Origin of the sequence: Streptomyces sp. I05A-00742 (genome assembly GCF_013055795.1) — a bacterium.
In the GTDB taxonomy this organism is placed as follows: Bacteria; Actinomycetota; Actinomycetes; order Streptomycetales; family Streptomycetaceae; genus Streptomyces.
Genome location: NZ_JABETO010000043.1, coordinates 1 through 15853, shown reverse-complemented (window position 1 = coordinate 15853; position 15853 = coordinate 1). Strand labels below are relative to the sequence as shown.

The following is a 15853-nucleotide window of genomic DNA, read 5'->3' as shown; positions in this document are numbered from 1 at the left end:
ACCTACTCCGTAGGCACCCACCCCGTCTGCACCAGCGAAGCCCCGCCCCGCCGCGAGACGAACAACCCACGCCCCGGCGGCAGCGGGCGCGGCTTGACGCTCCCCAGGAGCTCGCCCTCGCCCGAGTTGCCGGAGAGCAGGACGCCCTGGGCGCCGAGCTCCTTGAAGCGCTGGATGAACTGCTCGTACGAGGACCGTCCGGCGCCCGCGCTGCTGCGGGCGAGGATGATGTTGACGCCGGCGTCGCGCGCGTAGGGGAGGTTGTCCACCAGCTGGGCCATGGGGTTGCCGGACGAGGTGGCGACCAGGTCGTAGTCGTCCACGAGGATGAACGCCCGCGGGCCCTTCCACCAGCTGCGGTCCCGGAGCTGCTGCGGGGTCACGTCCGTACCCGGGATGCGGCTGCCGATGAGGGTGTTCATGTCGGTGAGGTACGCGTCGAAGGCGTTCTGGGTGGTGGCGTAGCCCACGAGGTAGGGCTCGGGCACGCACTCCAGCAGGCTCCGCCGGTAGTCGGCGACGCAGAAGAGCGCCTCCTCGGGCGTGTACCGCTCGGTGAGCTGCTTGATGAGCAGCCGCAGCAGCGCCGTCTTGCCGGACTCGCTCTCGCCGTAGACGGCGAAGAACGGGTCGGTGTCGAAGTTGACGAAGACCGGCGCGAGGTTCATCTCGTCGAGGCCGATGGCCACGCCGCGGCCCGGCTGGGCGTGCCCGTCCGGGAGTTCGCGGACGGAGAGCATGCGCGGCAGCATGCGGACGTGCGGGGCGTGCGGGCCGGGCCAGCTCTCGTCGGCCGCCTTGACGAAGTCGGCGGTGGCCTCGGAGAGGTCGTCGCCGCCGCCCGAACCGCCGTCGATGCGCGGCAGACCGGCCAGGAAGTGCAGCTTCTCGGCGGTGATACCGCGGCCGGGGACGCCCACCGGGACGTTCACCGCGATCTTGCGGTCGAGTTCGGAGTCGAGCGGGTCGCCCAGGCGCAGCTCCAGCCGGCTCAGGAACTGGTCCTTGAGCGCGGCGCGCATCTCCATGTAGCGCGAGACGGTGACGACGAGGTGGACGCCGAGACCGAGACCGCGGGTGGTGATGTCCGCGATGTACGGCTCCAGCATCTCGTAGTCCGTCTTGAACGTCTGCCAGCCGTCGATGACGAGGAAGACGTCGCCCCAGGGCTCGTCGGGGAGCCGCCCGGCGGCGCGGAGGCGGCGGTACGTGGCGATGGTGTCGATGTTGTTGTCGCGGAAGAACTCCTCCCGCCGGTTGAGGATGCCGGTGACCTCGGCGACCGTCCGGCGGATCTTCTCCGGGTCCAGCCGGGAGGCGATGCCGCCGACGTGCGGCAGGCCCTCGACGGCGCTCATCCCGCCGCCGCCGAAGTCCAGCCCGTAGAACTGCACCTCGTGCGGGGTGTGGGTGAGGGCGAACCCGCCGATGAGCGTGCGCAGCAGCGTGGACTTGCCGGAGCGCGGGCCGCCGACGATCAGCATATGGCCGGCCGCGCCGGAGAAGTCGCGGACCAGGACGTCGCGCCGCTGCTCGAAGGGCTTGTCCAGCAGACCGAGCGGGACCCGCAGGCCGCCGGTGGTGGCGGGGTCGGGGCAGTGCAGCCCGCGCTCGGGGGTGGCGGTGAGCTGCGGGAGGAGCTGGTCGAGGGCGGGCGCGTTGTTCAGCGGTGGCAGCCAGACCTGGTGGGCGCCGGGGCCCTGGCCCTCCAGCCGGCGGACGATCACGTCGAGGACGGTGTCGGCGAGCGCGTCGTCGTCCGGCCGCGCCGGGGTGTAGCTGAAGTCGGGGTCCGGCGCCTGGTAGCGGACCGGCACCGGAGCCGCGGTGAAGAGCACCGGCCGCCGGTCGGCGGGCAGCGGCCCGGTACGGGTGAGGGTGCCGGCGCCGTCGCGGTAGGTGCCCGAGACGTAGGCGGCCTTGAACCGCGTCATCTCGTCGGTGCCGAACTTGAGGTACCCGGAGCCCGGGACGGACGGCAGGTGGTACGCGTCCGGCACGCCCAGCGCCGTACGGGACTCGGCGGCGGAGAACGTCCGCAGGCCGATGCGGTACGACAGGTAGGTGTCCAGGCCGCGGAGCCGGCCCTCCTCCAGGCGCTGCGAGGCCAGCAGCAGGTGCACGCCCAGCGACCGGCCGATGCGGCCGATCTGGATGAACATGTCGATGAAGTCCGGTTTGGCCGTGAGGAGTTCGCTGAACTCGTCGATGACCAGGACCAGTGAGGCCAGCGGTTCCAGCGGCGCCCCCGCGGCGCGCGCCTTCTCGTAGTCGTTGAGGTTGGCGTAGTTGCCCGCGGCCCGCAGCAGCTCCTGGCGGCGCTGGAGCTCACCGGTGATGGAGTCGCGCATGCGGTCGACGAGGGTGAGGTCGTCGGCGAGGTTGGTGATGACGGCGGCGACGTGCGGGAGCTCGGCCATGCCGGAGAACGTCGCACCGCCCTTGAAGTCGGCGAGGACGAAGTTCAGGTTCTCCGAGGAGTGGGTGACCGCCAGGCCCAGGACCAGCGTCCGCAGCAGCTCCGACTTGCCGGAACCGGTGGCGCCGACGCACAGGCCGTGCGGGCCCATGCCGTCCTCCGCCGCCTCCTTGAGGTCGAGCATGACGGGCGTGCCGTCCTCGCCGACGCCTATGGGCACCCGCAGCCGCTCGGCCCTGGACCGGGGACGCCAGGTGGTGGCCGTCTCCACCGAGGCGGCGTCGCCCAGGCCCAGCAGTTCGGTGAAGTCGAGGTTGGCGAGGAGCGGTTCCTCGTCGTCCCCGCCGCTGCCCACGCAGAGCGGGGCCAGCTGCCGGGCGAGGGCCTCCGCGGCCGGGACCGTCAGGTGGTCGGGCACGCCCTGGTAGACGGCGGTCGCCGATTCGAGCCGCAGCCTGCCCGGCTTGACGGTGACGGACAGCCCGCCGCGCGGTTCGTCCTCCTCGCCCGGCGCGATCTCCAGGACGGTCACGCCCTGGAGGCCCTCGGGGGAGGCGAGCAGCGACTCGGGGGGCACCAGGCCGCCGTCCAGGACCACCACCACGTGGGGCTGGTCCAGCAGCGGCTGGGCGTCCCGGCTGAAGCGTGTACGCCCCTCCAGCCGCCTGTCCAGCAGCTCCTCCACCTCGGGGAGGTCGTCGCCGAACAGCCGCTTGGTGCCCGCCCCGTCGGCCGTGCCGGGCGCCTGGGTGTGCGGCAGCCACTTGGTCCAGTCCCACTCCGGGGCGGCCTCCTGCGCCGCGACCACCGCGATGACGAGGTCGTCGGGGGAGTGCAGGGCTGCCAGCCCGGCCACCATCGACCGCGCCGCCCCGCGCACCGCGTCCGCCTCGCCGGACACCACCACGTGGTAGAAGGCCCGCATCGACACGGCCACCGGAAGCCCGTCCAGCGAACCGTGCGTGGCGAGGAACTGCTGCATGGCACCGGCCGACAGCGGCTCCAGCTCGTCCACCGGCGCCGTGGTCGGCGCCACCAGCGGGGTCCACAGCTGCTGCGGACCCAGGCCGATGCGCACCTGCCCGAAGTCCTTGTCGGAGATGCGCCGTTCCCACAGCCGGCTGCGCTCGGCGACCAGCGCCCACAGCTGGTCGGGACCGGGGTGCAGATAGAACTGGGCGTCCCGCTGGGACCGCGCCGTGCGCCGCACCTTCCGCCGGGTCTGCGCCAGGTACTTGAGGTAGTCGCGCCGGCTGTCGGCGGCCGCCCCCTGCGTGCCCTTGCGGTAGCGGACGACCTGCGCGATCGCCATCGCGACCGTCGACGCCAGCATCATCACGCCCATGATCTTCATAAACGGCTGGGTGCCGGGCATGAAGAAGAAGACGACCGACGAGCCCATGCCGAGCATGGGCAGGAGCTGCATCGCCATCCCCTCCTGCTGCCCGCGGGGCAGTTCGGGAGGGGATTCGAGCTGGAGCTCATCCGCGTCGGGCTCGGGCGGCATGACCCGGGGCGGACGTTTGACGACGATCTGACTCACCGGCGTATCAATCCCTCGCGTGCGGGCTGGGCGGTTGTGACCGGCACCCCCCTGGTGGTGGCCTGCCTCCGCGCGACGATGATCCTACGTGCATAACACAGCGGTGGTCCCGGGTATGGTGTCGCCCCGTCAACACGCGGGGCCACGAGCGGGACACCGCGGGACCGGCGGGTGGAACAGCACGCAATGAGGGGGCCCTCCAGGTGAGTTCGACCACAACGACCGGTTACAGCCGCGTGACGGTCGTCGCGCCCGACAGCCGGATCGACGTCGCCCTCCCCGACGACGTCGCCGTCGCCGATCTCCTCCCGGAGATCCTCCGGCTGACCGGGCACACCGCCGGGGGGACGACCCCGCCCGGATACCACCTGGTGGGCACCGACGGCACCGTGCTGGAACCGGCGCGCTCGCTGGGCGCCCAGCGTGTGCTCGACGGCGCGCTCCTGCGCCTGCGCCCGTTCACCGAGTCGCTGCCGCCCGCCGTCTACGACGACGTCGCCGACGCCGTCGCGTCCGCCGTCACCCGTGACCGCACCCTCTGGAACGAGCGGCTGCTGCGCGCCTCCGGCCTGGTCGGCGGCTCGCTGCTGCTGGTGCTCCTGGGCTTCGTCCTCTGGTTCGCCGACCCGGTCCGGCACGACATGCACAGCCTGCCCGGCATCATCGCCGCCTCGGTCGGCGTGCTGCTGACGGCGCTCTCCGGCGTGCGCGCCCGGGTCTACGGCGACCGGGCCTCGTCCGTCGCGATGGGCCTGTCCGCCCTCCCGCACCTGATGATCGCCGGATCGGGCCTGATCGCCCTCCGGGACGGCGAGGGCGTGGGCCGCCTCCAGTTCCTGCTCGGCTGCGTCACCGTCCTCGTCGCCTCCGTGGTGCTCTCCGCGGTGATGCCCAGCGGGGACGCCCCCTTCGTCGCCGCCGTCTTCGCCTCGGCCGTGGGCACCCTCGCGACCTTCGGCGCGATCCTCGCCGGGGCGAGCCCCACCGACACCGCCGCCGTCTGCGCCGTCGTCGCGATCGGCGCGATCGCCTTCCTGCCCGGCCTGTCCGCCCGCGTCGCCCGGCTGCCCATCGGCTACGCCGCCCCGCGCTCGGCCGCCTCCGACGAGCCCGACCGCGAGCCGGGCGCCCCGGCCGGACCTCCCGTGGACGCGGACCGCGTCGCCGCCCAGGCCCGCCGCGGCCACGAGATGCTGCTCGGCCTGGTCGGCGGCAGCGCGGCCGTCGTCGTCGGCGCGCTCGCCGTCCTCGGCTTCTCCCACGACCTGTGGGGGCAGCTGCTGGCCCTCACGACCGGCGCCGCCATGCTGCTGCGCGCCCGCCTCTTCCGCTACACCGCCCAGGTCGCGGCCGTCCTCACGGCCGGTCTCGCCGGTCTCGGGCTGCTCGTCCTCGGCCTGTCCCTGAACCCGCCGGGCGAGGCGCTCCGCAAGATGGTGATGGAGGGTGACCGCGGCCCGCTCGACGTCCACACCGTCTGGCTGGCGGCGGCCGTCGCCGCCGGGGCCGCGCTCGTCGTCGGCGTCGCGCTGATCGTCCCGAAGAAGGGCCTGTCACCGTTCTGGGGCCGGCTCTCCGACCTCGCCGAGAGCGCCTTCCTGCTCGCCCTCGTGCCGCTCTGCCTCGCGGTCCTGGACGTGTACTCCGCGGCCCGGAGCATGACCAGCGGGTGACGCCCCGGCCGGCGCTGCTGGTACGCTGTGTGACGGCCGTATGTGTACGCGCCTCCGGACCGCCCTCCGCGGCATCTGGGGACAGCGCCCAGCGGACCCCGCCTCCCGAGTAACGGAAGCTCCCCTGAGATCAAGACCAGGGGCACTCGGTGGCCAAACGAGACTCATAAGGAGTATCGCGTGTCGCTCGACGCCGCTACGAAGAAGCAGATCATGTCCGAGTTCGCCACCAAGGAGGGCGACACCGGCTCCCCCGAGGTCCAGGTCGCCATGCTGACCCGTCGCATCTCGGACCTGACCGAGCACCTCAAGACGCACAAGCACGACCACCACTCCCGCCGTGGTCTGCTGCTCCTGGTCGGCCAGCGCCGCCGCCTGCTGCAGTACCTGGCGAAGAAGGACATCACGCGCTTCCGCGCCCTGGTCGAGCGCCTCGGCATCCGCCGCGGTGCCGCCGGCGCCAAGTAAGACGTGGTGAAGGGAGCGGTTCCCACCTTTGGGGGCCGCTCCCTTTGCGTATCTCGTGGGAGACGGAAGCTTTGTACTCTGGTCCCACAACGGCACAACGCACGGCATAACGAACACGAGGAGGAGCGCCGCCTCTCCGCCGGTCCTCGGTAGTGGCCCCCGGAACGGGGAATTCCGGGTGCTTCGATCGAAGACCGGCCCGCACAGAGCACAGCGCGCCCTCCACCACCGTCCCCGCCACACGGGCGGGGGCGGCACATGGATCCGACGAGGAGATATCCCTGGTGGAGAACGAGACCCACTACGCCGAGGCCGTCATCGACAACGGCGCCTTCGGCACCCGCACCATCCGCTTCGAGACGGGCCGCCTGGCCAAGCAGGCCGCCGGCTCCGCCGTCGCGTACCTGGACGACGACACCATGGTGCTGTCGGCCACCACCGCCTCCAAGACGCCCAAGGACCAGCTGGACTTCTTCCCGCTGACCGTCGACGTCGAGGAGCGCATGTACGCCGCCGGGAAGATCCCCGGCTCCTTCTTCCGTCGTGAGGGCCGGCCCTCCGAGGACGCGATCCTCACCTGCCGCCTGATCGACCGCCCGCTGCGCCCCTCCTTCAAGAAGGGCCTGCGCAACGAGATCCAGGTCGTCGCCACGATCATGGCGCTCAACCCCGACCACCTGTACGACGTCGTGGCGATCAACGCCGCCTCCGCGTCCACGCAGCTGGCCGGTCTGCCCTTCTCCGGCCCGATCGGCGGCGTCCGCGTCGCGCTGATCAACGGCCAGTGGGTCGCGTTCCCGACGCACACCGAGCTCGAGGACGCCGTCTTCGACATGGTCGTCGCCGGCCGCGCCCTGGAGGACGGCGACGTCGCGATCATGATGGTCGAGGCCGAGGCCACCGAGAAGACCATCCAGCTGGTCAAGGGCGGCGCCGAGGCGCCCACCGAGGAGGTCGTCGCCTCCGGTCTGGACGCCGCGAAGCCCTTCATCAAGGTGCTCTGCAAGGCCCAGGCCGACCTCGCCGCCAAGGCCGCCAAGCCGACCGGCGAGTTCCCCGTCTTCCTCGACTACCAGGACGACGTCCTGGAGGCGCTGTCCGCCGCCGTCCGCCCGGAGCTCTCCTCCGCGCTGACCATCGCGGGCAAGCAGGACCGCGAGGCCGAGCTGGACCGCGTCAAGGCGCTCGCCGCCGAGAAGCTCCTGCCGGAGTTCGAGGGCCGCGAGAAGGAGATCTCCGCCGCGTACCGCTCGCTCACCAAGCAGCTGGTCCGTGAGCGCGTGATCAAGGAGAAGAAGCGCATCGACGGCCGCGGCGTCACGGACATCCGTACGCTCGCCGCCGAGGTCGAGGCCATCCCGCGGGTGCACGGTTCCGCGCTGTTCGAGCGTGGCGAGACCCAGATCCTGGGCGTCACCACCCTGAACATGCTCCGGATGGAGCAGCAGCTGGACACCCTCTCCCCGGTGACCCGCAAGCGCTACATGCACAACTACAACTTCCCGCCGTACTCCGTCGGCGAGACCGGCCGGGTGGGCTCCCCCAAGCGCCGCGAGATCGGCCACGGCGCCCTCGCCGAGCGCGCCATCGTGCCGGTCCTGCCGACCCGCGAGGAGTTCCCCTACGCGATCCGTCAGGTGTCCGAGGCCCTCGGCTCCAACGGCTCGACGTCCATGGGCTCGGTCTGCGCCTCCACCATGTCGCTGCTGAACGCCGGTGTGCCCCTCAAGGCCCCCGTCGCCGGCATCGCCATGGGCCTGATCTCCCAGGAGATCGACGGCGAGACGCACTACGTCGCCCTCACCGACATCCTCGGTGCGGAGGACGCCTTCGGCGACATGGACTTCAAGGTCGCCGGCACCAAGGAGTTCGTGACCGCCCTCCAGCTGGACACCAAGCTGGACGGCATCCCGGCCTCCGTCCTGGCCGCGGCCCTCAAGCAGGCCCGCGACGCCCGGCTGCACATCCTCGACGTGATGATGGAAGCCATCGACACGCCGGACGAGATGTCCCCGAACGCCCCGCGGATCATCACCGTCAAGATCCCCGTGGACAAGATCGGTGAGGTCATCGGCCCCAAGGGCAAGATGATCAACCAGATCCAGGAGGACACCGGCGCCGAGATCACGATCGAGGACGACGGCACCATCTACATCGGTGCCGCCGACGGCCCGGCCGCCGAGGCCGCGCGTGCCACGATCAACGGCATCGCCAACCCGACCATGCCGGAGGTCGGCGAGCGCTACCTGGGTACGGTCGTCAAGACCACTACCTTCGGCGCGTTCGTCTCCCTCATGCCGGGCAAGGACGGCCTGCTGCACATCTCGCAGATCCGCAAGCTCGCCGGTGGCAAGCGCGTGGAGAACGTCGAGGACGTGCTCGGGGTCGGCGCCAAGGTCCAGGTCGAGATCGCCGAGATCGACCAGCGCGGCAAGCTCTCCCTCATCCCCGTGATCGAGGGTGAGAACGACGACACCGCCGAGACCAAGGACGAGTCCGCCAAGTGACGTCCCGTAGTACACGGAAGACGGCCCGCACCTCCTCGGAGGGGCGGGCCGTCGCCCGTACCCAAACGCTTCTCAAGGGCGAGAACGGCATCGGCACCGTCCGCAGGACCACCCTCCCGGGCGGCCTGCGGATCGTCACCGAGACCCTGCCGTCCGTACGCTCCGCCACCTTCGGCATCTGGGCCAACGTCGGCTCCCGCGACGAGACCCCGACGCTCAACGGCGCCACCCACTACCTGGAGCACCTGCTCTTCAAGGGCACCGCCAAGCGCAGCGCGCTGGACATCTCGGCCGCCATCGACGCGGTCGGCGGCGAGATGAACGCCTTCACGGCCAAGGAGTACACGTGCTACTACGCGCGTGTCCTCGACACCGACCTGCCGCTGGCCATCGACGTCGTCTGCGACATGCTCACCGGGTCCCTGATCGACGCGGCGGACGTGGACGCCGAGCGCGGGGTGATCCTCGAAGAGATCGCCATGACCGAGGACGACCCCGGCGACTGCGTGCACGACCTGTTCGCGCACACCATGCTGGGCGACACGCCCCTCGGCCGTCCGGTCCTGGGCACCGTCGACACGATCAACGCCCTCGGCCGCGACCAGATCGCGCGCTTCTACAAGAAGCACTACGACCCGACCCGCCTGGTCGTCGCCGCCGCCGGCAACGTCGACCACGCCAAGGTCGTCCGCCAGGTGCGGACGGCGTTCGAACGGGCCGGCGCGCTGTCCCGCACGGACGCCACGCCGGTCGGCCCCCGCTCCGGTTCCCGGACGATCCGCACGGCCGGACAGGTCGAGGTGCTCGGCCGCAAGACCGAGCAGGCGCACGTCGTCCTCGGCATGCCGGGCCTGGCCCGCACCGACGAGCGCCGCTGGGCGCTCGGCGTGCTCAACACGGCCCTGGGCGGCGGCATGAGCTCGCGGCTCTTCCAGGAAGTCCGGGAAAAGCGCGGCCTCGCGTACTCCGTCTACTCCTACACCTCCGGCTTCGCCGACTGCGGCCTCTTCGGCGTCTACGCCGGCTGCCGCCCCAGCCAGGTCCACGACGTACTGCGGATCTGCCGCGACCAGCTCGACCTGGTCGCCTCCGAGGGCCTGTCGGACGAGGAGATCGGCCGCGCCGTCGGCCAGCTCGCCGGCTCCACGGTCCTCGGCCTGGAGGACACCGGCGCGCTGATGAACCGCATCGGCAAGAGCGAGCTGTGCTGGGGCGAACAGATGTCGGTCGACGACATGCTCGCCCGCATCTCGGCCGTCACCCCGGACGAGGTCCGCGCGGTGGCCCGCGATGTACTGGGACAGCGTCCTTCGCTGTCCGTGATCGGCCCGCTGAAGGACAAGCAGGCCGCACGCCTGCACGAGGCCGTTTCGTAGTGTCTCCGGCGTCTCCGCCGGAGTCCGTATGTCACCGCTGAAGGAAGCAGGAACGATGAGCAAGCTGCGCGTGGCGGTCATCGGAGCCAAGGGCCGCATCGGCTCCGAGGCCGTCCGGGCCGTCGAGGCCGCCGACGACATGGAGCTGGTGGCCGCGCTGGGCCGTGGCGACGGCCTGGAGGCCCTGCCGGCGGCGGGCACCCAGGTCGCGGTCGAGCTGACGCACCCCGACTCCGTCATGGACAACCTGGAGTTCTGCGTCCGCAACGGCATCCACGCCGTCGTCGGCACCACCGGCTGGACCGAGGACCGCCTCGCCCGGCTCCGCTCCTGGCTCGACGCCTCCCCGTCGACCGGCGTGCTCATCGCTCCGAACTTCTCCATCGGCGCGGTGCTCACCATGACCTTCGCCCGGCAGGCGGCCCGGTTCTTCGAATCGGTCGAGGTCGTCGAGCTGCACCACCCGAACAAGGCGGACGCCCCCTCCGGCACCGCCACCCGCACCGCCCAGCTGATCGCCGCCGCGCGGCGCGAGGCCGGCTGCGCCCCGCAGCCCGACGCCACCACGACGGCCCTGGACGGCGCCCGCGGCGCCGACGTCGACGGGGTGCCCGTGCACTCCGTCCGGCTGCGCGGCCTCCTGGCTCACCAGGAGGTGCTGCTCGGCGACACCGGCGAGACCCTCACCATCCGGCACGACTCGCTGCACCACAGCTGCTTCATGCCGGGCATCCTGCTCGGCGCCCGCCGGGTGCCGGAGACCCCGGGGCTGACCTTCGGCCTCGAACACTTCCTGGATCTGGGCTGAGCGACCATGCGAGCGAAGATCGTCTACTTCGGGCTGGCCGCCGTCCTGGTCGTCTACTTCGTCCTGGTCGGCAGCCGCGGCGTCATGCTGGTCCAGCAGGGCACGGCGATCACGGTCACCTTCGGTGTCGCCGTCCTGGTCCTGCCGTTCATCGGGGCCTGGTTCCTCTACCAGACCACCAAGTTCGCGCGGGACGCCAACCGCCTGGCACGGGAGCTGGAGGCGGAGGGCGGCCTGCCCGTCGACGAGCTGGAGCGGACGCCGAGCGGCCGGGTGGACCGGGACTCGGCCGACGCCGTGTTCGCCCGCCGCCGGGCCGAGACGGAGGCCGCGCCGGGGGACTGGCGCACCTGGTTCCGGCTCGCCGTGGCCTACCACGACGCGCGGGACACCCCGCGGGCCCGCAAGGCCATGCAGCGGGCCATCGCGCTGCACGACGGGAAGCCGGTCCGCGCGGAGGCGCGGTGAGCACCTACGGGCCTACGGGCCCACGGCCCACGGGAAAGGGCCCGGTCGGGTGACCGGGCCCTTCCCTGGGCGGACAGGTGGTCCGTGCTCAGCGGGTGGACGCCTGCGAGCTCTGTGAGTGCTGCGTCTTCTGCGCGCTGGTGTCCATCGCGGGCAGGCCGAACAGAAGTGCTCCGACCAGCCCGGCGGTGACCGTCAGCCCCATGAGCACCCGCCCGACCACCTGTGAGCGGCTGGCGCGGTTGCGGGGCGGCGTGACGTTGCTGCGATACCGCTCGGCGTCGGCGACGAAGGCGAACGGTACGGGCTCTCGCCGGCCAAACATGAAGAGCTCTCCTAGGAACCTCGAAGTGGGCTGTCACACAGGAAGACGTTCGAACGCCCTCTCCGGTGCCCGATTTCTGTGACTTCTGTGAAAAATCTCAATCCGGGTCGCCGGACGCGCACGGAGCGTGCCGCGTGCGGCCCGGCTGTCAGTGGTGGCCCTTAGGCTGGGCGCGCCCGAGCAATGCGACTGGAAGGACCCGCGGTGACCGAGAGCACCACCGAGGACGTGACGACCGACAAGCCGACGTTCCGCAGCGATGTGACCGTCGAGCTGGTCAAGCACAGCGCCGCCGACAGCGACGTGCTGTGGGCGGCCCGTGTCTCCACGGCAGGTGAGCAGTCCCTCGAAGAGATCACCAAGGATCCGGAGCGGTCCAAGGGGCTCATCAACTACCTGATGCGGGACCGCCACGGCAGCCCCTTCGAGCACAACTCGATGACCTTCTTCATCAGCGCCCCGATCTTCGTGTTCCGCGAGTTCATGCGGCACCGGGTGGGCTGGTCGTACAACGAGGAGTCGGGCCGCTACCGGGAGCTCCAGCCGGTCTTCTACGTCCCCGGCCAGGACCGCAAGCTGGTCCAGGAGGGCCGCCCGGGCAAGTACGTCTTCGTCGAGGGCACCGAGGCGCAGCACGAGGTGACCACCCGCGCCATGGAGAGCGCCTACCGCGACGCCTACGAGGCGTACCAGGAGATGCTGGCCGCCGGCGTCGCCCGCGAGGTCGCCCGGTCGGTCCTGCCCGTCGGCCTGTTCTCCTCGATGTACGCCACCTGCAACGCCCGCTCGCTGATGCACTTCCTCGGCCTGCGGACCCAGCACGAGCTGGCCGCCGTCCCGTCCTTCCCGCAGCGCGAGATCGAGATGGTCGGCGAGAAGATGGAGGCGGAGTGGGCGAAGCTCATGCCGCTCACCTACGCCGCCTTCAACAAGAACGGCCGTGTCGCTCCGTGACCCGGGCGGTCGCGTGAGGTGCGTGGACACCGAGGGCAGGTTGTCCGTATTGCGACCTTTCGACCTCTTCATTTAGGCTGAATAAACGGACCCGGCACTGTTTGAACCCCCGAGCAGGCAGTGCCGGGATCCATTGCACACTCCCCGAGGGAGTACCTCACGGTGAGCAACGAGTAGCGTGGCCCCCATGGCTCCGATCTCCACACCGCAGACGCCCTTCGGACGTGTCCTGACCGCGATGGTCACCCCGTTCACCTCCGACGGTGCCCTCGACCTCGATGGCGCCCAGCGCCTCGCCGCCCACCTGGTCGACGCAGGCAACGACGGCCTCGTCGTCAACGGCACCACCGGTGAGTCGCCCACCACCAGCGACGCGGAGAAAGCCGATCTCGTACGGGCGGTCGTGGAGGCCGTCGGCGACCGGGCGCATGTGGTGGCCGGAGCCGGCACCAACGACACCCGGCACAGCACCGAGCTCGCCCGCGCCGCGGAGCAGGCCGGTGCCCATGGCCTCCTGGCCGTGACGCCGTACTACAACAAGCCCCCGCAGGAGGGCCTGTACCAACACTTCACAGCGATCGCGGACGCCACCGGCCTCCCGGTGATGCTCTACGACATCCCGGGCCGCAGCGGTACCGCGATCGAGACCGAGACGATGGTCCGGCTCGCCGAGCACCCCCGTATCGTCGCCAACAAGGACGCGAAGGGTGACCTCGGAGCCGCGAGCTGGGCCCTCAGCCGCAGCGGACTGGCCTGGTACTCCGGCGACGACATGCTGAACCTGCCGCTGCTCTCCGTGGGCGCGGCGGGCTTCGTCTCCGTGGTCGGCCACCTCGTCGCCCCCGAGCTGCGCACCCTGCTGGAGGCGTACCTCTCCGGCGACGTCACCAAGGCGACGGCGATCCACCAGCGGCTGCTGCCGGTCTTCACCGGCGTCTTCCGCACCCAGGGCGTGATCACCACCAAGCGCGCCCTCGCCCTCCTGGGCCTGCCCGCCGGGCCGCTGCGGCTCCCGCTGGTCGAGCTCGGACCGGAGCAGACCGAACAGCTCAAGCGCGATCTGGCGGCCGGCGGGGTACAGCTCTAGGCAGAGGGTGCTCCGACCGTCCGCGTGACCCACCGCGACGGGCCGCACACAGACTTCACAACTGAACAACGGCATCACAACTGAACACTGCTAACCAACAACTGCAAGTGCACGAATGTCATGCGCGCCATGTGTCCCCGGGACATATGGCGTGCGTGGTGAGGAGAGTCTTTTGAGCCACCCGCACCCTGAACTCGGTCCCCCGCCGAAGCTGCCCGAGGGCGGCCTGCGCGTCACCCCGCTCGGCGGCCTCGGTGAAATCGGCCGGAACATGACGGTCTTCGAGTACGGCGGCCGTCTGCTGATCGTCGACTGCGGAGTGCTTTTCCCCGAGGAGGAGCAGCCCGGAGTCGATCTGATCCTGCCGGACTTCACGTCCATCCGGGACCGTCTCGACGACATCGAAGGCATCGTGCTCACGCACGGCCACGAGGACCACATCGGCGGCGTCCCCTACCTGCTTCGCGAGAAGCCGGACATTCCGCTGATCGGCTCCCGGCTGACCCTCGCGCTGATCGAGGCGAAGCTCCAGGAGCACCGCATCCGCCCGTACACCCTTGAGGTCATCGAGGGCCAACACGAGAGCGTGGGCCCCTTCGACCTGGAGTTCGTGGCGGTCAACCACTCCATCCCGGACGCCCTGGCCGTCGCCATCCGGACCCCGGCCGGCATGGTCGTCCACACGGGCGACTTCAAGATGGACCAGCTCCCGCTGGACCGCCGCCTCACCGACCTCCCCGCCTTCGCGCGGCTCGGCGAGGAGGGCATCGACCTGCTGCTGGTGGACTCCACCAACGCGGAGGTCCCCGGGTTCGTCCCGCCGGAGCGCGACATCTCCAACGTGCTGCGCCAGGTCTTCGCCGGTGCGCAGAAGCGCATCATCGTGGCCAGCTTCGCCAGCCACGTGCACCGCATCCAGCAGATCCTGGACGCCGCCCACGAGTACGGCCGCCGGGTCGCCTTCGTCGGCCGCTCCATGGTCCGCAACATGGGCATCGCCCGTGACCTGGGCTACCTCCAGGTGCCGGCGGGCCTCGTCGTCGACGTCAAGGCCCTCGACGACCTGCCGGACGAGGAGGTCGTGCTGGTCTGCACGGGCTCCCAGGGCGAGCCCATGGCCGCGCTGTCCCGGATGGCCAACCGCGACCACCAGATCCGGATCGTCCAGGGCGACACCGTGATCCTGGCGTCGTCCCTCATCCCGGGCAACGAGAACGCGGTCTACCGCGTGATCAACGGCCTGACCCGGTGGGGCGCCAACGTCGTCCACAAGGGCAACGCCAAGGTCCACGTCTCCGGTCACGCCTCCGCGGGCGAGCTGCTGTACTTCTACAACATCTGCAAGCCGCGGAACCTGATGCCGGTGCACGGCGAGTGGCGCCACCTGCGCGCCAACGCGGAGCTCGGCGCCCTCACCGGCGTCCCGAAGAACCACATCGTGATCGCCGAGGACGGCGTGGTCGTCGACCTGGTCGACGGCTCCGCGAAGATCGTCGGCAAGGTCCAGGCCGGTTACGTGTACGTGGACGGCCTCTCGGTCGGCGACGTCACGGAGTCCTCCCTGAAGGACCGCCGCATCCTCGGCGACGAAGGCATCATCTCCGTCTTCGTGGTCGTCGACTCCACGACGGGCAAGGTCGTCAGCGGGCCGCAGATCCAGGCCCGCGGCTCCGGCATCGACGACAGTTCGTTCAACGCGGTGGTCCCCAAGATCGAGGAATCCATCGCCAAGGCCGCCGCGGACGGCATCGCCGAGCCGCACCAGCTCCAGCAGCTGATCCGGCGCGCGGTGGGCCGCTGGGTCTCCGACCAGTACCGCCGGCGCCCGATGATCCTTCCCGTGGTCGTCGAGGTCTGACCAGCACCTGACCGACGTCCGGTCGACGCCCGCCCACGCGCGGCGCGTTGACGCAGCGTCAGTCGTACGGACGGCCGCCCCGGCCTCGATTTGCATCCGGGCGCGGCCGTCCAGTACGTTTACGGCTCCACCGCGACGGGAACTGTGTAGCGCTTCGGCGCGCACGGGGGCCCGGCAGGCGGTCGGAGAATCCGACTGGATCGAATCTGATAAAGTCGGAATCGCCGGAAAGCGAAAGCAAGAAGGCGAAAACCCCGCTCCGACAGGGGGCCGGAAATGGATTCCGAACCGGAAACGGAACGGGAAACGGATCTGGTAGGGTTGGAAACACGAAATACCGGAGGGAAGCGCCCGGAGGAAAGCCCGA

General features: G+C 70.7%; 11 protein-coding genes. 9 read left to right on the top strand and 2 right to left on the bottom strand.

Going from position 1 to position 15853, the window contains the following annotated elements; genetic code table 11:
• Positions 1-2 precede the first annotated feature (2 nt).
• Positions 3-3962, bottom strand: coding sequence for a type VII secretion protein EccCa (eccCa, locus tag HN013_RS27660; RefSeq protein WP_171170965.1), 3960 nt, complete (start codon positions 3960-3962; stop codon positions 3-5).
• A 203-nt stretch (positions 3963-4165) separates the two neighbouring features.
• Between eccCa and eccD the strand changes: the two genes are divergently transcribed.
• The 6 genes from eccD (at position 4166) to HN013_RS27630 (ending at position 11262) form a co-directional block, all read left to right on the top strand.
• A complete protein-coding gene (gene eccD / locus HN013_RS27655) occupies positions 4166-5635 on the top strand; it encodes a type VII secretion integral membrane protein EccD (protein ID WP_171170963.1) in 1470 nt (489 codons plus the stop codon).
• Between the two features lie 180 nt (positions 5636-5815).
• Positions 5816-6103 carry a 30S ribosomal protein S15 gene (rpsO, locus tag HN013_RS27650; protein ID WP_171170962.1) on the top strand — a complete coding sequence of 96 codons (288 nt, stop codon included), beginning with the start codon at positions 5816-5818 and terminating at the stop codon, positions 6101-6103.
• A gap of 284 nt (positions 6104-6387) precedes the next feature.
• Positions 6388-8610: a polyribonucleotide nucleotidyltransferase gene (locus HN013_RS27645; protein WP_171170953.1), complete on the top strand. Its 2223-nt coding sequence runs from the start codon at positions 6388-6390 to the stop codon at positions 8608-8610.
• On the top strand, positions 8607-9986 hold the full coding sequence (locus tag HN013_RS27640; protein ID WP_171170951.1) for a pitrilysin family protein: 1380 nt from the start codon (positions 8607-8609) through the stop codon (positions 9984-9986). Before HN013_RS27645 ends, HN013_RS27640 begins: the two co-directional genes overlap by 4 nt.
• A gap of 55 nt (positions 9987-10041) precedes the next feature.
• Positions 10042-10794: a 4-hydroxy-tetrahydrodipicolinate reductase gene (gene dapB, locus HN013_RS27635; protein WP_171170949.1), complete on the top strand. Its 753-nt coding sequence runs from the start codon at positions 10042-10044 to the stop codon at positions 10792-10794.
• Between the two features lie 6 nt (positions 10795-10800).
• Positions 10801-11262, top strand: coding sequence for a hypothetical protein (locus HN013_RS27630; protein WP_171170946.1), 462 nt, complete (start codon positions 10801-10803; stop codon positions 11260-11262).
• 88 nt (positions 11263-11350) lie between these two features.
• Here the strand turns inward: HN013_RS27630 and HN013_RS27625 are convergent, their stop codons facing one another.
• A complete protein-coding gene (locus HN013_RS27625; RefSeq protein ID WP_171170944.1) occupies positions 11351-11587 on the bottom strand; it encodes a hypothetical protein in 237 nt (78 codons plus the stop codon).
• 183 nt (positions 11588-11770) lie between these two features.
• Here HN013_RS27625 and thyX point away from each other — a divergent pair, with 183 nt between their 5' ends.
• From thyX to HN013_RS27610, 3 genes are all read left to right on the top strand, one after another.
• Entirely contained in the window at positions 11771-12541 is a 771-nt protein-coding gene (thyX, locus tag HN013_RS27620) for an FAD-dependent thymidylate synthase (protein ID WP_171170942.1), read from the top strand.
• A gap of 187 nt (positions 12542-12728) precedes the next feature.
• Positions 12729-13628 (top strand): 4-hydroxy-tetrahydrodipicolinate synthase, encoded by a 900-nt coding sequence (gene dapA / locus HN013_RS27615; protein ID WP_171170940.1) that lies wholly within the window; start codon positions 12729-12731, stop codon positions 13626-13628.
• Between the two features lie 172 nt (positions 13629-13800).
• The gene (locus HN013_RS27610) at positions 13801-15486 is read left to right on the top strand and encodes a ribonuclease J (RefSeq protein ID WP_171170938.1); all 1686 of its coding nucleotides are present in this window, start codon (positions 13801-13803) and stop codon (positions 15484-15486) included.
• The last annotated feature ends 367 nt before the right edge of the window (positions 15487-15853 follow it).